The sequence below is a fragment of the Tropicimonas sp. IMCC6043 genome, assembly GCF_004146235.1.
In the GTDB taxonomy this organism is placed as follows: domain Bacteria; phylum Pseudomonadota; class Alphaproteobacteria; order Rhodobacterales; family Rhodobacteraceae; genus Tropicimonas.
This window is the reverse complement of the sequence record NZ_SELO01000054.1, coordinates 1-18,526: the sequence shown is the minus strand read 5'-3', so window position 1 is coordinate 18,526 and position 18,526 is coordinate 1. Positions and strand designations below refer to the sequence as shown.

Sequence of the window (18,526 nt, the reverse complement as noted above, 5' to 3'; positions counted from 1 at the left end):
CTTGAAGCCTGCCCCTGACGGCCGGCTCCGAGGGGCCTACCCTCATCTTTCGTGCAGCTCGGCACCCGCATCAGGTGCAGGAGCCTCGCGGCACACTCTCATCCAAATGCCACCGCCACTGCGGCCCAGAACGAAGCCGCTCGGCGCGTTTCTTGCGGATCTCGGCGGCGAAGATCGGGCCAAGGCGCTGTCGCCAGAACCGGACGGATTCATGGCTGATATCGATCCCACGCTCGTGCAACAGGTCCTCGACGTTACGGAGTGAGAGCGGAAAGCGCACGTACATCATCACCGCCAGGCGGATGATCTCGCGGCTCGTCCGAAATTACTTGAAGGGGTCGTCTTTCGTCATCCCAAGACGCTACGAGACCAACCTGCCCTGCTCAAGCTTCATCGCCTTGACACCACCCCCTCGTTAGTTCCATCGCCAATTCAGCGAATTAGTCGGCCTCGATATGATCTCAGACCATCCGGGAAATTACACCAGCTTTACGTGGGTTACCGCCCGACCGTTGTTCAAACCGAGAAATCACTTCCCAATTGTTGACTGTGGGTGGACTATAGTGACGGGGCCGTTCAGTGTGCGCGATCTATCAAAGCACGTTCCGCCCTGACATAGACAAACCATCAATGGGAGGACACCATGAAGGACCATGGACTGACTATGGACGAATGGGACGAGGTCAACAGCCCTCGTCCTGACATTTCGGATTTTGACCTGGTCGTCGAAGAAGCGATTTCTCGGAGGGGATTCCTGGGTGGAGTGCTGGCCTTTGGTTCCGGTGCCGCCGTAATGGGAACTGGGGCTCTCTTCTCGTCCACATCCGCCAGAGCCCAGGCGGCCAGTCGTTTCGCGTTCAAGCCGATCCCGATTGCTACGGATTCAACGGTCCATGTTCCGGAAGGCTATAGCTGGTCTGTCGTCACCCGTTGGGGCGATCCGCTCCACTCGGGCGCTGCCGCCTTTGACCCGGCGAATGGACATGACGCAGCGACGGCCGAACACGTGTTTGGCGAGAACACTGACGGGATGTGGCTCTATTCTATCGATGGCCGAGAAGTGATTGCCGTCAACAGCGAGTATGCCAATCTCAAGACCAATCTGCCAAACTCGGACGGTGTGCCGCAAAGCGCTGATGATGTATTGATGCTGCAACGCATCCAGGGCGTCACCATCATGGAGGTCGCGCCAAAAGACGGCGGAGGATACGAGGTTGTTGTCGACTCTCCCTTCAATCGCCGGATCGATCACAACACACCGATGAAGTTCTCAGGCCCCGCAGCAGGTTCGGACCTATTGAAAACCGAAGCCGATCCCGAGGGAATGAACCCCTTGGGGACTATGAACAACTGCGGATCCGGCCCGACGCCTTGGGGCACCTACCTGACCTGCGAGGAGAATTTCAACGGCTACTTCGGCTCAACTGATGCGGATTTCGAACTTCCCGAAGACTACTCTCGCTATGGTATCGGCCATGATGGCTGGGGTTACGACTACCACAAGTTCGATCCGCGCTTCGATGTGTCCAAGAACCCGGCAGAACCACGCAGGCAGGGATGGGTGACCGAGATCGATCCCTCGGACCCGACCTCCACCCCGATCAAGCGCACTGCACTCGGTCGGATCAAACATGAGAACGCCGCTTGCACGCTAGCGCCGGACGGGCGTGTGGTGGTCTACATGGGCGACGACGAGCGCGGAGAGTACCTCTACAAATTCGTCTCGAATGGAGTCTACGCGCCCGGCACCGACGGCGGTGCCCTTCTTGATGACGGAGCACTGTTCGTCGCGAAGTTCAACTGGGACGGAACCGGCGAATGGCTCCCGCTTACGCCGGAGACTACCGGCATGGACGCCGTCGAGATCCTTGTCTACACCCGTATGGCGGCCTCGGCCGCAGGCGGCACGACCATGGATCGCCCCGAGTGGGTGCAAGTGAACCCAGTCGCGGCCGAAGGATATGCCTCGCTCACCAACAACAAGAACCGCGGCGTGAAACCAAATGCCGGAGGCGACGACACATCGGTCAATGGACCCAATCCGCGCGAGGTCAATAACTATGGCCAGATCGTGCGATGGTATCCCGCCAACGACGATCATGGCACGTCATCTTTCCGCTGGGATCTGTTCGTGATGGCCGGCAATCCGGTGGTTGGTGACGGCGCCTACAAGGGATCGTCAAACGTCAACGAAGGGAACATGTTCAACTCTCCGGACGGGATGATGTTCGACTCGACCGGGATTGTCTGGATCCAGACCGATGGGGACGACTCCAATGAGGGCGAGTTCGAAGGCCAGGGCAACAACCAGATGCTGGCGGGTGATCCGGCAACGGGTGAGATACACCGTTTTCTGACCGGTCCAAACGGATGCGAAGTGACGGGCCTATGTTGGTCGACGGACAGAAAGACGATGTTCGTAGGCATACAACATCCTGGTGGGTCGTTCCCTGACGGGGAAGGTCTGCCACGTTCCAGCATCGTTGCCGTCTGGCGCGATGATGGTGCGTTGGTCGGTTAAAACAACCGAAGAATAGACAGAGGGTCTCGGACACTCGGGGCCCTCACTCAAATTCGGGAAATTACCGGGGTTTGCCCGACGGTGGTCAAGCTTGACAGGCAATCTTGAATCCGAAAGGCAGCTAACTTTGGTTATGTCTGCGAGTGTCAATTTATCCTTTTGGACCAAGCCATCGTGGGATCAAATATTCCAAGGCAAACGCAACTGCACGAGGTGGTAGCCAAGCGTTCAGGAGTTCGCTTTGGCCTCGCTTTTTCCCTGATCCTCTGGCCCTGCAGCGTCGCTACCGAAGAACTGCACATGCCCAAGGGTCAGATAACGGCGGGACGCACACTGTTCCTTGAGATGTGCTCGGAATGCCATGGATTGGATGCCTCGGGCGCCAGTGCTCCGGATATTCAGGGTATGATCCTGAAGGACGTAAAGGATGCAGCTCGCGGCGTGGAGGCCATGCCGGAAATCGAGCTGAGTGACGAAGACGCAACGAGCATTGCGGTATTTCTGATGTCCCTCTCACCGGACGAAGCTCGCTTAAGACTTGGAATCAAATAACAATCCTAGGTGTTCAGTCCCGGCATCTGGTGGATCGGATCGAGGATGAATCGATCGGGCTCTGAAGTCCAGACTTTGCAGATGTATTCGTAAGGCGTGAGGCCGCTGAGGGTCTTGAGCCTGCGAGCGAAGTTGTAGGCGGCCATGAAGTCCGCGAGATGGGCTCGGAGCTGATCGTGGCTGTCGTAGTGGAAGCGCTTGACGGTGGCGTCTTGATCGTCCGGTTCATCCGCTCGACCTGGCCGTTTGTCCAAGGGTGGTTGGGCTTGGTCAGGCGGTGCTCGATCCCGTTCGCCTCGCCATTGTCTCTCGGACCAATGGCGTTCCAATCGCTCGATCGGTCAGGATTGTCTGGATCCGGTAAGGAACCACCTCCAGCAGGTGTTCCAAGGGCGCGCACCCTAAGTGTAACCAGAACTGAGATCCAAGGCTCAACGACGGTGGAGTGCGCCACAGATCGATCAGCTTGCGGCAGAAGAGAAACACCTCAATGGTCCCCAGGTCGAACGAGGGAAAGATCACGATTGGATCCTGGAAACCGAAACCACGGTGTCCATGTAGCGCTGCTGTCCACTGACCGGCTCTGGCGCGTTATCGATGATCCAGTTGGGATGGGCCGCCCGATCATTCCACCACTTCAGCGCCTCGTAGGGACGATCTTCGTCCACGCTGAAAGGAGCCTTGGAACCCGAAGCGTATCGTCCATACTCCCAACGGCCCCCGTGGCTCGACATGGCGATTACTCCCGGAACGACGTTCTCCGTCACTTTGGCCGTCGCTTCGATCTCGCCGATCTTCGATGTGATCGTGATCCGGTCACCGTCGCCGACACCTCGGAGCGCCGCGGTTTCAGGATGGATCCAGACTGAGTCCTCGGTGCTTATCTCGTCCAGCCACATGCAGTTCTGGCTTCGGGACAGCGTTTGGACGTTGACCCTGAAGCTTGTCAAAACCAAGTCGTCCTCCGTCAGTTCCTCATGTTCCGGGACCGCCACGTAACTCGGCAGCGGCGCGAGGCCCCTCACCGCCAGGGTCGCCGAATAGAGCTCGAAATACCCGGACTTGTTTGTCCGGCCCGGCCTGAACCCCTGGTAGACCTCGTTCCGGATCGATTGGCCGACATAGCCTTTGTAGGCGCCCGGTGTCCCAAAATAGCCGACGCTCGCGGCAGTGCCTTCGTCGCTCACGCCGGCTACCTCCCAGTTCCAGTAGATGCCGGACTGCACGTCAAGGATCACACCGTCGGCACTGAGCGCCGCCGGGTCGACAACGGTGCGGTAGGAGTGGAAGGCGGGCATGGCGTCGTCGTCCTGCCAGACACCATACCGCGTCATGCCGCTGAATCCGCGTGCCTTCTTCTGTACGTCGGGCGTCAGTTTGCAGGCCTCATCCACGAATTCCTCGGCCGACTCGAAGCCGAGCGGGAAGCCCATCCGCTGCGCCAGATCGCAGCAAACGTCCTTGAAGTCGCGAGCCTCGCCGCGCGGCGGGACCACCGGCTGCCGAATGGCGTATTCCGGGACTTGGGCGGGTGAGGGGCCGTCCTCGAAATCGAAGGTTTCGAGGAACACCGCGTCCGGGAGGATCAGGTCGGCCAACGCCGCCGATTCGTCGTAGAACGGGGTGACGGCGACGGTGAACGGGATCAGCGATTCATCCTTCAGGATGTCGATCGTCTCCCGGATGTTCCCGTTCGACAGGACCGGATTGTGGTTATACCACAGATACACTTCGGGCCGCCCGGCGCGCCCGTCCTTGATCATCCTCAATACCTGGTGGCCGACACCGTAGATTGGCAATGCTGCCGAATCGTCGAAACCGTCCAGGATCTCGAGCCGCCTCGCCAGTAGCTTGTCTTCCGGCCCCGTCGGATGGACCCATTCCGGAACGGCGGCCAGACACCTGCCGCCCGGATTGTCGATATTGCCCGTGATGGCGGCCAGCATCTGGATCGCCCGCTCGGTCTCGACGCCGTTGTAATGCGCGCTGGCACCGCGCGAGCTGATCACGCAGGCGGGTCTTGCCGCAGCGAACTCGACGGCGATTTCCCTGATCGTCTCGGCGCCCACCCCGCTGATCTCCTCCGCCCATTCGGGCGTGTAGTCGGCGAGGTGCTCCTTCAGTGCGTCGATCTTCTCGTCTCTCGAAGCGTCAAGACGGTCCGTGACCCTGCAAAACTCCAGGAAGTCCTCCCCCGGGCCCCGATAGAGCTCCTCGGTCATCACCACGTTGCACATCGCGAGCACAACGGAGAGATCCGTGCCCGGTCTCACCTGTATCCAGGTATGAGATCTGGCGGCGGTGTTCGACAGCCGCACGTCGAAGGTGACCATCTTCACGTTGCCGTCGGTCAGGGCAAAGGACAGCCTGCGGGCAAGCGCGACGTGGTTGGTGTCGGCCTCCATGACATTGCTGCCGAAGTTCAGGACATAGCGGGTGTTGTCGAAGTCCCAGCTGCCTCCATTGCCGCCCCAGGTCAGTTCCTGTGCGGTGCTCCTGGCGCTCTGTCCGAGACAGGAATTGTCGGCGATGGTGGCGGTGCCGTAGCTCGGCAGGAACACCTTGTTGATCAGCCGGTCGGCACCGGCCGAGATCCACCCGTGATGGAACATGAACCTTTCGGGATGGCCGTCGTCACGTAGCTTCGAAAGTCGGGCGGAAAGATCTTCGAGGGCATCGTCCCAGGAGATCTGCTCCCACTCGCCGTCGCCCCGCTGCCCGGTCCGTCGCATCGGCCGGAGAATCCGGTCCGGGTCGTAGACTTGATTCACGCTTGCCTGACCTTTGGCGCAGAGCTTGCCGAGGGTCCTCCTGGACTCGGGATTGCCCTCCAGCTTGACGACGTAGCCGCTGTCGACATAGCCGATCGCGGCGCAGCGGCTGGCGCACATCGCGCAGGTGGTGGGAACAGCCTCGTGTTCGGTTCCGGTCAGATAGCTGTAGCCCTCTCCCCCCGCAGTCAACTGCTCCGTCTCCTGGGCGTCAGCGCGCCCGGCCGGTATCGCCAAGCCGCCCGCGGCAGCGGCGGCGCCCAGCCCGAGAACATCACGGCGTTTGATCATTGCGTCCTCCGAGCATCCCTAGATTCCCATCGGGCCGGTCACCTGACCGGCAACAACGATGACGTAGCGCAGCATGAAACCGCCAATCAGCACGCCGATCGACACGAGCACCTCGACCGCCACGGGCGCCGCGTAGTGTCGGTGATACAGCAGCCGCGGGAGGACATAAGCCAGTTCCGCGAGGCCAGGCAGCAGGAGCCCGATCAGGACTACCCACACCCAGAACATCATCGCCATGTCTCCGCCCGGCAGGATGATCGATACAGCGTATTTCATGTTCCCTATCGTCAGATGCGCGAACATGATGAACAGGAAGATCACCATCAATTCGAAGCCGATCAGCATGACGTCAGATGCTGTCAGCAGGTAAGCGCTCTGGTGGTAGCCCTGTTCAGTCGCGGGATCGGCACTTTTCCGACGGAAGATCGCGCGCAGCAGGATAATCGCGGCGACACCGGTCGACAGGGCCGAGATCAGGAACAGCAGCGCCAGGATCGGCGAGTTCCACAATGGTCGCGATGGCATCGCGCCCAGCATGACACCCGTGTAGACCGCCACCCCGATCCCCATCGGGACATTGACCCAGGCGAACCCCCTGCGGACACGTTCCAGCCGGTCGCTCAAGTGTTTCATCTCTGGCATGAACGAAGGAAGGAAGGCCAAAGCGTAGAGCACGCTGGTGCAGATGAAGACCAGCAACAGCCACGATCCGATGTTCATCGGCGACAGATTGATCACCTTGAAAAGGTTGAAGGCGCGGGACGGCTGTCCCAGCTCGAACACGATCAACGTGGTGCCGACGATTACCGGTAGCGGCGACAACAGCGCCCCGATGCGCGCCAGGCGAAAATGGTCGCCGCCGAAGCCGCCGCCACCGCCGCGGAGAAGAACTGACGCGCTCACGGTCCCGACCCCGGCGCCGACTCCGGCCAGAAACAGATACAGGATGACGGGCAGGCCCCAAGTCAACTCCCCCCCCATTTCTACCTCCTCTTCTTGTCGCGCCGGTGCGTGATGACCTCGACCTTGCGCACCTCAGGCCGGCCCGCATCGATCTCGTCGGTATGGTCCGCGCTGATGTAGTAGACGTTCGGAAGGGTACCCATCTCGCCGCGCAGGACCGTGACCTGGTTCCGGGCGATGAGCTTCGAGATGTCGCTGTCGGGATCCCCAAGGTCGCCGAAGATGCGGGCGCCGCCCACGCACGTGTTCACGCAGGATGGCGTGAGCCCCTGCGAGACACGGTGGATGCAGAAATCGCATTTGTCAGCGACGTTGGTGACAGGGTTGAGAAAGCGCGCGTCGTAGGGGCAAGCCTGGATGCAGTATTTGCAGCCGATGCACAGGCCCGAGTCCACGACCACGATGCCGTCCTGCTCGCGCTTCCAGGTCGCATCGGTGGGACAGACACTCACGCAGGGCGGTTCAGAGCAGTGATTGCACAACCTCGGCAGGAAGCTCCGGCCCACATTCGGATAGACGCCCTTTTCGACATATTCCACCCAGCTCCGATTGACGCCCGGCGGGACGTCGAACTCGCTCTTGCAGGCAACTGTACAGGCGTGGCATCCGATGCACCGCCTGACGTCGATGACCATGCCGTACTGGACCTTTCGCTCCTTCGTACCCGGCTCGGAGCTGTTGCCATTGGCCTTGGCTTGTCCGCCCCTGAAGACCGACGTGGAGATCGCCGCGGCGGCTGTCATCACGGCGCCAATCATCGCGGTCACCAGTCCCCTGCGGCTGGAGGTCGGTCTCGGCTCGTCGTTCATCCTGGCCTCCTGAGGAAGCGGCTCCCGCGATCTTCGGTTTCGAACATGGCGCTCAGGTCCTCATTCCGCGGCCGCATCGGCTCTCTCGAAGGTCCCGTCTCGGATCTCCGTGTATCGGTGGACCATGTTGTCGTGGCATTCGATGCAGGTTTCCCCGCTCTCGAGGGCGTTCTCGTGCGCCTTCTGGCCGCGAGACCGTTTCGGCTTGATTTCGGCCTCGATGTGGCAGCTCCGGCAGGTGACGCTGTCATATTCGAACAATCGGTCCCGCACCCTGCTTGCGCGGGCGGCGCTGAGAGGAATCCAGTCTCCTGCGCGCTCTGACGCACGGTCGCGGAAGTGGCCGAACAGGTCAGTCGCGCTCATATAGTGGGTGTAGGTGTAGGTTGCCCCCCACAGACCCTCCGGCACGTGACAATCGACACAGGCCGCCAGTTCCGTCCCCGCCGGCAGTTCGACCGGGTGCGGTTGCGAGAAAGACAGCCTGGTCGTGTAATCATATTCGCGCTCGACGTGGCAGTAACTGCAGGCGTAATCCGATGCCACGTAGGTGCGGGTCACCGGCTCGAAGGCTAGAAACCAGCCGACCACAAGCACCGCGACGACCGCACCGGCAATGTAGGCAAGACGGCGCCCGTTGAGCCCGAAGATTCGCACCATGCCCTCCGCAGTCGAGATGTCGCCGATCGCTGATGTGCGGGCGCGGCCCCGATCAGGCCGCGCCCGCGCGCCTGCTTTACTGGGTTACCGCCGTGATGTCGGCGTCGGTTCCGATCCCGAGCGTGAGCGGGAACGAAACATGGTGGCCCCGAGTGGTGATGTTGTCGTCATGGACGGCGAAGTTGAAATCGTAGACTCCTCCGACCTCCATGATCTTGTCGTCCTCCGGGTGGCCGGTATCGAGCTTGCGGGTGAACAGGACCGTCCACATGCCGTCCTCCCAGGTTCCCGTGGCAGCGCTGTTGTCCGCGGCCGAGCCCTCAGCGCTCGCGCGGGTGACGAAGTATTCGGGGATCATGTCCCCTTCCGCCCAACCTGCATCAGGATCGAACGCGACCGCGTTCTCCTCGGCGATCAGCGAGCTCGGTTGCGAGAAATCGCGGATTTCGTCCATTGTCCGCGACTTGAACCCGACCTTGGCCTCGTCGAACATATACTTCGGCTGGTTTGCCTCCTTGTCCCAGTTCGTGCCGAAGACGTTCTTTCCGGCGTCGGTCAGCCGGTATTCGAGCACGTAGCCATCGTCCGCCATACCGACCGGGTTCGATCGATGCGCCCGCCATTGCATCAAGTCGACAAAGCCGCTCATGGCCTTGATCTCGGCGATCTCTTCCTCGGTCTTGGTGTCGTCCCAGATCGACTCGTCGTCGTTGCGGGTCGACGGCAAGTATTTGCGGACGTCCTTCTTGCCCAGCGCGTCGCCCAACAGTGGATGCGCCCTGACTGCATCGGTCTCGGCCAGTTCCGGCATGTCGCGCATGCCATTGTGGCAGGTCAGCCAGCAGCCCTGCTCGGCGAACATCGGCACGCTGCCGTCATCGACCATGATCGAGAACCGGTCCTCGTAGATGGCGGGCTGGCCCTCGTCCCAGACCTTGCTGTGCAAACGCGGCCAGCCGATCACCTTCCATTCGTTGCCGTCGAAGCGCCAGTGCGGATGCGCGGTGCCGGGGAAGTCGTTGAGAGTTTTCCACTGTACTCGAAGGTACAGGTTTTCGTCGTCATGGGCGGCCTGCACCGCTAGGTCGATCGTGGCCTGCTTGCCATCGATCGGGTGGGGCTCCAGACGGTCCCCGCTCACCATCACCTCGCCGAGTTCCTGCTCCTCCCCTTCATGGCACGAGACGCAGCTGTCGCCCTCTGCCGTTTTCCGGTCTGCCCGCTTGTGCTCGTTGCTGCGGAGCCATTGGTAGCTGGACTGACCGGGGTAGAAGAGCGTCACCGTCTTGGCGTCAATCGTCGACCAGTCGGCCGGCGGTTCGGCCTGCGCGGTCGACACGCCAAACGCCGCGACCAGCGTTCCGGCACAGAGCCCGATTGCCGGGATAACCTGTCGTCTCATTGCAGTCCCTCCTCTGACTGTGATGATCGCCGCCGGGAGTCCCAAAGGTACTTCAGAGCTGATTCGATCCGCTCGCTGGCCGGCAGTCGCGAGGCCTACCGGCGCCCATCGGACCTGATCGGAGGCAATGTTCGCGACTCAACGCTGCGTCAATTTTCGGAAACGTGCGTTGATTTGCGTCAATTCTATTTTTGGAATGTCAATCAACACGTTCGGCTTCGCCGAGAAGTCCGCCAGAAGGTGCTGCCAGACGAATTCGAACCGGTCTCTGAATGGACAGTGAGTTTGCCCTTTATTCCGCGCCGAGTTGACGCCACTCATCGAGAGCGGCGGTGCGGTTCTTCTTGAAATTTGCTCTCGAGTAGAAGCTGCGCTCCGAGTTGAAATGGTTGAAGACCGAGGCGTGGACGGCGGCGAACATCTGCAGACTTCGCATCCGCCGGAAGCGTTGCATCGCCCGCTCTCGTCGTCGAAATGGCAGGTGCGAATTCTCGGCCCTGTTGTTCCGCCAACGCCCGGTGTCCTGTCGGTCCGCTGCGCCGACCTCCCTCAGCGCAGCGCCATACGAACGAAGCTTATCTGTTACGAAGACGTGCGGCCGACCGTAGCGCTTCATTGTTTTCTTTAGGAATTTCAATGCCGCCTTCTTGTCCCGTGCCTTCGTCACAAAGCTCTCCAGGACCTCACCTTCGTGGTCGACGGCCCGCCACAGATAGTGCCGCTCGCCATTTATCTTCACGAACATTTCGTCGAGATGCCATTGCCACTGCGGCCCTGAACGCAGCCGCTCGGCGCGCTTCCTTCGGATCTCGGAGGCGAACATCGGGCCGAAACGCTGCCACCAGAACCGAACGGATTCATGGCTGATGTAGATACCGCGCTCGTGCAGCAGGTCTTCGACGTTCCGCAGCGACAAGGGGAAGCGTACGTAGAGCATCACCGCCAGGCGGATGATCTCAGGGCTGGTCTTGAAGTATTTGAACGGGTCGCGTTTGGTCATCCGGGGACGCTACTCAGCCCCCTGCCCCATCTCAAGCCACGTTCTTCTGACACCGCCGCCAGCTTCACCAACTCATGGCGCATGTCGATCATGTCGACGAGCCTGGGACGGAGAAGGTCATCCTGTTCGGGCGGACGCGGTCGGTGCTTCATCGGGCAATCCGAAATTGCAGGGTTTCCGCATGAATCCTATGAAACCCTGCCGTTCCACGCTACCAGAACCGCCCGCCTCCTTCACAAATTCAGTGACTTCGGACTTGTTCAGACCGAACTACTGAATGCCAAAAAAAACAAACGAACAGATCATCTCGAGGAAAGTCGACCACCGCCAGCAAAGAATCTGGAAAGGCGAAAATTTACAGTTCACGGGGTATTCTTGGTTAGGCATGATACCGGCCGGCAACACCAATGCACTATTCCGCATCCAAGTTTTCTATGTGATTCTCGGTAAATATCGGAAACGCCGAAATGTCGGGAAGTGGAACGTCCCGCGCATCAATATTTACACCAGATTTCTCGATGCCTGAGAGAAAGTTCTCTCCCTTCGTGAAGTCAGAATGGTTCCCAATCCATTTGTACACCTCCGAAGGATCAATTATGCTAAGCATCACCGATTCTTCTCCGGCTCTCGACCATTCTCTGGCCCGAGAAGAAAGCATAAGAGACCATACCGAAACACGCCGGCTGCTCGTTGAAAATAAATTAAGCGGAATTCTGATTTCTCTAGAGAAATCTTTATAATCAAAACTCACTCCAATAACCTCAAAGAAACTAAGAACAAAGCCGGCGCACCCAGAGCCATTACCATTGAGCGGTCGGTAATCTGCACGAAATCGGCGATAGACTCTGTTTGTCTTAAAAAATCGGTAGTATGAAATTGCTCGCACACATGCTTCGTCAGATATTTCGGCCCTGATCCACCTAGCCTTTCCGTTCCACACCCTTCGAGAGACAACTTCTTTTGCCTCATCTCCTTCTTGCAGTCTTCCATCGAATTCCATCAAAAGAATTCCGGCTCCCAAGCCATCAAATAGGAGTCGTTCGAGGTCGCCACGATTACTTCCGCCAGTAACCGCGGCCCAGATAGTTCTTTCCCTTTGGCTACGTGGACAATGTAAACTGACGACTGAGTGACCAATTGGATGGAGGTATGGGTTTGCCACGGCGAGCAAATAATTCCTTAATGCAGTTGTGGTAAGCCCTTGTGGTGATGACCAGTCAAGGTTCGGTTCTGCAGGAACAAAGAAGGCAGTCATTGTTGAGGCATCTCCTTCCTCGGCAAAGGCTGCGGAGATACCCACCATTTCGGAACATGGAAAGAGCAGAAGATGAAAAAGAAAAGAAATGTAGGCCCTATCTCGCATGTCGGATTACCGCTATTCGCCAAACACAACAGTGAGCACCGTTCCCGCGAGAACAATTAATGCGCTCACAAAAGTTACTCCTGCTGAGATTTTTGCAGCGGTAACTTCATCTCCCCCATGAACTTCCCATGTGCGCGAAAGATATGTCTTCAACCAATTTCGCAGCCTTATTCCGATCACACATCCGAGCATGGCAAGCAAAGCATAGAAAATTGAGAAAAAGGAAAAAAAGATTGCCAGATTTACCGCCGATTCAATGACGTCATTAGCCCCGGCAATTGCGGCAGCCACAAGTGTATAGCCAAGAATGGAAAGTACTGGCGCGGGAGCGGATATAAGAAAGGTTGTAAGAAGTGGCTTGGAAAAGTTAAAAACAGAGCAAGTCACACCTATTGCGAGGGCCGAAATCGTGAACGCCGGAACTCTCTCCATTAGATCATCGACTGTACTCCAGTCGGTGAATACATAGGCAGAATAAACAGCCGCTGCAAGAACTGCCAGGCCAATACGTAATACTAGATTCTGCACCATTTTGCATTCCCATTCGCGCCGAATGCTGTCACTATGCCATTATACAGATTTTGTTGATTTATGAAAGCGACCACGGTGGAAGGCGCATCTTCAGGCCTTCTGCTGTTCCTGACAGATCCAGAACATTGAGTTGGCGGCAAGTGATCTCATCTCCCTCAGTTGGATGCAGGTCGCACCTGACTCCGCGTGTTGTGTTGAGGAGGGTATATCCCTTGAAGACCGACGACAGCGGTCATTCGCCGGGCATTGCTTTTGGGCCGGAAGCATCAATCCGACAGCTTCACTCAGATGTCAGCAAGGTCGGCAAACTTGTCCATCCAGCATGGACGACGATGCCAGTACTTCAGCGCCCACGCTGACGGCAGCGATCCGCGCAAAGCTGCCGGTGACTGTGACCAAGCGCGACTATATCCGCGTCAATCCACTGCCGGATGCCGAAACCGTCCTGGCCTTGCTAAGCACCTGGATCGGGAACTACAACGATAACCACCCGCACTCCGTCCCGAAATGGCGCTCGTCCCGCGAGTTCATCAGGGCACAAACCGAAACCGCCTAGGTGTGCGGTCAAACGGGGGCAAGTTCACGCGGGCGATAGAGGTTGCATTCCGGTGAACAAAATAATGACGCGCGTTGCCTTTCTGGTCTTGGTCATAGGGGGAGGGATACTGATTGGCACGCTAACCGCGCCGGATATTTGGTACGCAAGCTTAACCAAGCCCTCATTCAATCCACCGAACTGGATTTTCGCACCTGTTTGGTCAGCCCTTTATGTTCTAATTGCGATCGCTGGGTGGCGGACTTGGGAAGCAAAAAAATCATCTCCACGGATGAGACTCTGGTGGGGGCAATTGGGGCTGAACTTTCTTTGGTCTCCGGTCTTCTTTGTGATGCAGCGGCCATGGATCGCCTTATTAATCATTCTATCGCTGACCGCTGTCATTCTGGTTTTCATTTGGCGAAGTTGGGCGTTGGATCGCGTCTCGGCTGCTACGTTTATTCCCTACGCTGCTTGGGTAGCTTTCGCTTCGTTCCTAAATCTGGCCATAGCTATTTTAAACTAAATCATGTTGACAAATGGCGCAGCCATAGGCGGATGAATGCGATTTCGATGAGCTGCCCATCGCAGGACCTTCGCAACAGCGGCGATGGCGGCTGGCGTGCTCGAGGAGATCGTTGGGAGGTTGCTCAACCACACTCCGCTGTTGATCACCGGGCAGCAATGCACCAGGTCCTCCATCGACGCGCTGCGGCCGGCCATGGGGTCGAATTCCAGCAACCGATGGATCGTCTTCGCCTCCCGTCCGGTGGCCTCGCTCATGCGCTTGGCAGCACGTCCGGTCGGTGCGCAGAGCAGAAGTTCCACGGATTTCGCAGCCAGAATGCGCAGAATGGAATTGACGATGGTCGTCTTGCCGACGCCGGGACCGCCGGTGACGACAAGGACCTTCGAGCGCAGTGCCAGCCGGATCGCCTCGGCCTGGTTGTCGGCCAGCGTGAGCCCCGTTCTTTCTTCGATCCACGGGAGAGCCTTGTCGGCATCAATCCTGGCCCATGGCAGAGGCGCCGCGGCCAGGCGCTTCAGGTGCTGCGCGATCCCGAGCTCTGCCTGATAGAGACCCGCGAGGAAGATGCATACGGTCTCGCCGACTGTGTCGCGGATCACGGTTTCGTCCGCGACCTCCATGACTGACCTTCGGGTGCGGTCAGACCGCCATGGAAGGTCGCATAGCCGTCGGCCAAATCAGCAACGTCACTTCTCGCCATCTCAAGGGCAACGGCTCCACCGAAACAGTAGCCTTCGACAACCAAATTATCGACACTGGAACGGGCAAGAGCCTGTTCGACGCCCGCTTCAACGAGAGCTCTCATGCGCTCTCTGTCCTGGTAAAGTGCACCGGTGGCGGCACGGCGATGATCCACCGTTTCGGTCGGCGTGTCGTCCCCAAACATATCGACCGCGAAGGCGTTGTAGCCCATCTCGGCCAACATTTCCGCGCGCTGCCGCTCGTAGTCTGTCATGCCATCCCAATCGTGGATGATCACGACCAGGCCATTGGGGTTCTCGGCCTCGGCCCAGTAGCCAGTGAAAGCATTCCCATCCATCGTGTAGGACACGTCTTGGGCAAGCACAGGCGTAGCGGCAATCAGTGATGCCAAGAGTGTCGTTGTTGATGTACGCAGCATAGTTCCTCCAAATCGTCGTTTCTCTCATCATTCGGCGTATCGGAAAGACCGAGCCCGACGGACGATGTAGATTGGAGTGCCGATCCGGCAAGTTGGCGCAAATTCGACCAGTCCAAAAGCGGTAATCCGTCCGGGTCCGGCATGGTGTTCGAATCTCCCGTTCGACCCGCCATGCCGTTCGCTGCATCGAAAACCGATGTCCGCTTTGGACCAACGTGAATGGCGCCGCGCCAAGATTCGACCGATCCCCGTTGGTGGGGTGGGGTGCCCAGCGCGGCTGCTGGCGTCTAGCACTGGCAAAGTTGGTGAGCACTCGTGTCCTGGGTCATCCAAGCTGACTTCAATTTCCGGGTGGACCGGTGCCGACGGTCCGACTATCCCCAGACACCGAAATCTGTCGGAGGTCCGCCACATGGCAAAGGTAAACGGTGTTGATGGCCTCATCGGGTTCATCGGAAAGGACAATACCTGGAGGGAGCGCCTGCTAGAGGTGCTTGGCGAGCACATTGGCCCAGCCCTTGAGGAGTTCGACCTCGAATTCGAGGATCTGGATGTGTTGCTCAGCGACCCTTGGCCGATGACCCTTTGGGGCTGCGCATTCGAGGACCTGCTAGGCCGAACCTACGGCAAAGGCCAAACCAACGTCGTCGACGTTTACCTTGGCAAGCGCGGTTGGAACGAGACCGCGGAAGACCGTGCATACCTTGCCGGTTTGCGGTCGGCCGCCCCCAGCCTCTATGAGGTGAGCCAGATCGTCCCGGGCAGGTCAATGGAGCTTCGTGACCTGCTCAGCGACGCCGATCCCGTCACCGTGCGGGAGAAGAGTGCAACTCGCAGCCTGAAGCCTTGGGACCGAATCGCCGTGCGCGTGGTTCCGCAGGGTGACGATCATGTGATATCCGGCGCGCTGTTGCAGTTCCCGGCAGAGGCCGCCGAGTTCCTACTCGACGGCTTGCGGCAGACGTTGGACCTCGATCCGGAAGCGGAACTCCGTGTTGATGAAGACGTACGGCGCCGGTGTGCACCGCTCTTCGCCAATGCCTGGCTCTTTGCCCAACTGCCAAAGATACTCGATCCAAAGATGCCAACGCTGACAAACAACAGCGGTGATCTCTTGGCGTTCCACGACCTACGGTTCCCCTTTTCTACTGGGGTCCTGCAGAGGGACGTGCGGAGTCGCCTCTCAGCACTGCCGGACCTCGTGCCTGAGGGTCAGAAAGTGTGGAACTGGATCACCACAGCGCCGGCAATACACAGCGGACCCAAGGGTGCCATGGCCCTCGATTCCTCGATGGATGGCCAGACCGTCCTTGGCTACCTGGAGCTGAAGGGGAAGGCACTTACCCTGTCTGTCAACTCGGCCGAACGCGCTGAGCGGGGGCGTGCAATGCTGATGAACGCACTCGGCGACCTAGTGAAGTCGCCGTTGACCTCAATACGAACCGTCGAGCAGGAAATGGCAGAGCGCGAAGAAGCGCCCGCCGACGAGATCCCGCCGGATATTGCTCGGCAAATTGTTCATGAGCATCTCGACCGACACTATCGGGACACGTTGGACCAGCCGATACCGTCACTCGGAGGGAAAACCCCTCGTCAGGCCGTTCGCAGTGCAGCGGGTCGCAAGAAGGTGATTGCCTGGCTGAAGCACATCGAAAACTCGAGCGCACGCAACACGGAGTCTCCGATGGCAGAGTATGACTTCCAGTGGATGTGGGAGGAACTCGGGGTGTTGGACACACGAGTGTGAATGGCCTTAGCCATGCCGCCCATCGATCCTCGCCGCGAACTCCGCCGTTCCTAGTGAGCCCCCTCGGGACTCGGCGTGCTGGGCACGAAGCCCTTTCCCGACCCGTTGTTGCGGTGTGGCGACCACATTATAAGAGCCAGGCTAAAGCCCACTCTTCATCGACGCGCGAGCAGCCGCGTCCTTGAGGAAGTCCAGGGTGGCGCGCACCCGCGCCGAGCGCCGCATGTCGACATGGGCAATAGCCCAAGCCTCGGACTCGCTGAGGCCAAATCCGGGTATGCGCTCCAGACTGGGATCGAGCTCGCCAACAAAGCAATCGATAAAGCCGATTCCGACGCCAAGCTTCACCAGCTCCGCAATGCGCGACTCGGTGTTTGCGCGCACGACAATCTTGCCGCGTGGGACTTTCGCAATAAGGCTTTCGTTGTAGGTAGCATGTTCGGGTCTGTCGGGCAGCCCGACGAGCGGAAGTTGGCCCGCCCAGTTCTTTCCGCGCAGTTGGTAGAAACCAGTGGGAAGGGTCCCTAATGAGCGGGCGACCAGTTCGGGCTGAACCGGCTTTGCCGACCGTACTGCTATGTCGGCTTCTCCTTCGGCCAACTCGAAGAGCCGCAGGTCTGATTCCAGAGTTAACTCTATCCCCGGATGTCTCTGCAGGAATTCCGGCAGCGCGGGCACGACAATCGCATCGAGAAAATTGTCCAGAGCCGTGATCCGTACGGGACCCTCTACCCGGCTATCCAGTCCCTTGATCTGCCGTTGCATGGCATTGGCCTGCAACTCCATTTCCTCGGCGCATGCAACCACGCGCAGAGCTGCGGGTGTCGGCTGGTAACCTCCGCCCATGCGATCGAAAAGCCTGGCTTCCAGACTTTGCTCCAGCGCGAGGATGCGGCGGCCTACTGTGCTGGTGTTCACATGCAGCAGCTTCCCGGCGCGCACCAGGGTGCCCGCCCGATGTAGTGCCAGCACGTATTTCAGATCGTCCCAGTGCATGATTGCAGAATTGCAAAATCGTTTCGCTAAAGTAAGACTATTTTGCACCTTCGCAGAGACTTATTCTTTGATACAGGGATTCCAACGGGTTTCCTGATGACCGACAAGGAGATCGACATGACCCAGGCCGCAATCGACGTCGTCAAACAGTTCTACGAGACCGTCTTTCAAACGGGGGATGTCTCAGCCACCGAGCACTTCATGGCGGAAGATTTCCTGGACCATGCGCCCTGGCCCGGGCACCCAGCGACGCGCGAAGGGTTCCGTTCAGGAACCGAGGAGATGAGGGCCGCTTTTCCTGACCTGGCAATCAGACCTCTGACTGTCTTCGAGGAAGACGGCAAGGTCGCAGCCGTTGTCCGCATCAGCGGGACGCACCACGGCGAATTCCTCGGCGAAAGACCGACGGGCCGTGGGTTCGAAGTCGATGGGGTCGACATTCTGCGCGTCGAAGACGGCAAGCTTCGCGAGCACTGGGGCGTCATCGACAGCGACCAGATGCTGGCTCAACTGAGATTGGCGCCAAGCGTTTGAGCTCCCTCCATCAAGACCGGATGTCCGCGGAAGAGATTCTTCCCTTAGGGTGACATTGGCGCACCGAGCGCAGCGGCCATTCGGGCGATGGCAGATATCTGCGGCGCGGTGCGGCTCAGGTAATCGTCGCCGGAATACCCCCACCAATCCCAGCATCCGTTCGGATTTCCCGCAAACCAGTTGTACCAGGGTGAAGGGATCT

Annotated in this window: 15 protein-coding genes and 5 pseudogenes; 7 read left to right on the top strand and 13 right to left on the bottom strand. The window is 59.0% G+C overall.

Going from position 1 to position 18,526, the window contains the following annotated elements; translation table 11 throughout:
- Window positions 1-213: 213 nt before the first annotated feature.
- Window positions 214-307 (bottom strand): annotated as a pseudogene (locus EU800_RS29175) (IS6 family transposase); the annotation flags it as partial.
- A gap of 336 nt (window positions 308-643) precedes the next feature.
- Here EU800_RS29175 and EU800_RS23280 point away from each other — a divergent pair.
- Both EU800_RS23280 and EU800_RS23275 read left to right on the top strand, forming a co-directional pair.
- Window positions 644-2,521 (top strand): PhoX family phosphatase, encoded by a 1,878-nt coding sequence (locus tag EU800_RS23280; protein ID WP_129635896.1) that lies wholly within the window; start codon window positions 644-646, stop codon window positions 2,519-2,521.
- Between the two features lie 174 nt (window positions 2,522-2,695).
- The gene (locus EU800_RS23275; protein ID WP_129635895.1) at window positions 2,696-3,073 is read left to right on the top strand and encodes a cytochrome c; all 378 of its coding nucleotides are present in this window, start codon (window positions 2,696-2,698) and stop codon (window positions 3,071-3,073) included.
- Between the two features lie 5 nt (window positions 3,074-3,078).
- Here the strand turns inward: EU800_RS23275 and EU800_RS23270 are convergent.
- From EU800_RS23270 to EU800_RS23230, 9 genes and pseudogenes are all read right to left on the bottom strand, one after another.
- Window positions 3,079-3,362, bottom strand: a pseudogene (locus EU800_RS23270) (integrase core domain-containing protein); the annotation flags it as partial.
- Window positions 3,363-3,591: 229 nt separating this feature from the next.
- Window positions 3,592-6,135 (bottom strand): molybdopterin-dependent oxidoreductase, encoded by a 2,544-nt coding sequence (locus EU800_RS23265; RefSeq protein WP_129635894.1) that lies wholly within the window; start codon window positions 6,133-6,135, stop codon window positions 3,592-3,594.
- 18 nt (window positions 6,136-6,153) lie between these two features.
- The gene (gene nrfD / locus EU800_RS23260) at window positions 6,154-7,104 is read right to left on the bottom strand and encodes an NrfD/PsrC family molybdoenzyme membrane anchor subunit (RefSeq protein ID WP_207209980.1); all 951 of its coding nucleotides are present in this window, start codon (window positions 7,102-7,104) and stop codon (window positions 6,154-6,156) included.
- 14 nt (window positions 7,105-7,118) lie between these two features.
- Window positions 7,119-7,907 (bottom strand): sulfate reduction electron transfer complex DsrMKJOP subunit DsrO, encoded by a 789-nt coding sequence (gene dsrO, locus EU800_RS23255; protein WP_129635892.1) that lies wholly within the window; start codon window positions 7,905-7,907, stop codon window positions 7,119-7,121.
- 60 nt (window positions 7,908-7,967) lie between these two features.
- The gene (locus EU800_RS23250) at window positions 7,968-8,567 is read right to left on the bottom strand and encodes a NapC/NirT family cytochrome c (RefSeq protein WP_129635891.1); all 600 of its coding nucleotides are present in this window, start codon (window positions 8,565-8,567) and stop codon (window positions 7,968-7,970) included.
- Between the two features lie 76 nt (window positions 8,568-8,643).
- Window positions 8,644-9,969 carry an ethylbenzene dehydrogenase-related protein gene (locus EU800_RS23245; protein ID WP_129635890.1) on the bottom strand — a complete coding sequence of 442 codons (1,326 nt, stop codon included), beginning with the start codon at window positions 9,967-9,969 and terminating at the stop codon, window positions 8,644-8,646.
- Window positions 9,970-10,261: 292 nt separating this feature from the next.
- Window positions 10,262-10,969 (bottom strand): IS6 family transposase, encoded by a 708-nt coding sequence (locus tag EU800_RS23240; RefSeq protein WP_129635889.1) that lies wholly within the window; start codon window positions 10,967-10,969, stop codon window positions 10,262-10,264.
- Between the two features lie 412 nt (window positions 10,970-11,381).
- Window positions 11,382-12,332 (bottom strand): hypothetical protein, encoded by a 951-nt coding sequence (locus tag EU800_RS23235; protein ID WP_129635888.1) that lies wholly within the window; start codon window positions 12,330-12,332, stop codon window positions 11,382-11,384.
- A gap of 12 nt (window positions 12,333-12,344) precedes the next feature.
- Window positions 12,345-12,863 (bottom strand): hypothetical protein, encoded by a 519-nt coding sequence (locus tag EU800_RS23230; protein ID WP_129635887.1) that lies wholly within the window; start codon window positions 12,861-12,863, stop codon window positions 12,345-12,347.
- Between the two features lie 385 nt (window positions 12,864-13,248).
- Here EU800_RS23230 and EU800_RS23225 point away from each other — a divergent pair.
- The 3 genes and pseudogenes from EU800_RS23225 to EU800_RS27710 all read left to right on the top strand — a co-directional run.
- A pseudogene (locus EU800_RS23225) lies at window positions 13,249-13,419 on the top strand (IS3 family transposase); the annotation flags it as partial.
- A gap of 64 nt (window positions 13,420-13,483) precedes the next feature.
- Complete coding sequence (locus EU800_RS23220) at window positions 13,484-13,924, top strand: TspO/MBR family protein (protein ID WP_129635885.1); 441 nt, start codon at window positions 13,484-13,486, stop codon at window positions 13,922-13,924.
- Window positions 13,925-13,981: 57 nt separating this feature from the next.
- Window positions 13,982-14,122, top strand: a pseudogene (locus EU800_RS27710) (integrase); the annotation flags it as partial.
- Window positions 14,123-14,142: 20 nt separating this feature from the next.
- Here EU800_RS27710 and EU800_RS27705 read toward each other — a convergent pair.
- Both EU800_RS27705 and EU800_RS23210 read right to left on the bottom strand, forming a co-directional pair.
- Window positions 14,143-14,547: pseudogene (locus EU800_RS27705) on the bottom strand (AAA family ATPase); the annotation flags it as partial.
- The gene (locus EU800_RS23210; protein WP_129635883.1) at window positions 14,523-15,047 is read right to left on the bottom strand and encodes a dienelactone hydrolase family protein; all 525 of its coding nucleotides are present in this window, start codon (window positions 15,045-15,047) and stop codon (window positions 14,523-14,525) included. The gene EU800_RS23210 and the pseudogene EU800_RS27705, both read right to left, overlap by 25 nt.
- A 412-nt stretch (window positions 15,048-15,459) precedes the next feature.
- On the opposite strand from EU800_RS23210, the gene EU800_RS23205 reads away from it, so the two are divergent.
- Window positions 15,460-16,794, top strand: coding sequence for a hypothetical protein (locus tag EU800_RS23205; protein ID WP_129635882.1), 1,335 nt, complete (start codon window positions 15,460-15,462; stop codon window positions 16,792-16,794).
- Between the two features lie 141 nt (window positions 16,795-16,935).
- Here EU800_RS23205 and EU800_RS23200 read toward each other — a convergent pair whose 3' ends face one another.
- Complete coding sequence (locus EU800_RS23200) at window positions 16,936-17,790, bottom strand: LysR family transcriptional regulator (protein ID WP_129635881.1); 855 nt, start codon at window positions 17,788-17,790, stop codon at window positions 16,936-16,938.
- A gap of 96 nt (window positions 17,791-17,886) precedes the next feature.
- On the opposite strand from EU800_RS23200, the gene EU800_RS23195 reads away from it, so the two are divergent.
- The gene (locus tag EU800_RS23195) at window positions 17,887-18,324 is read left to right on the top strand and encodes an ester cyclase (protein WP_129635880.1); all 438 of its coding nucleotides are present in this window, start codon (window positions 17,887-17,889) and stop codon (window positions 18,322-18,324) included.
- Window positions 18,325-18,526: the final 202 nt, after the last annotated feature.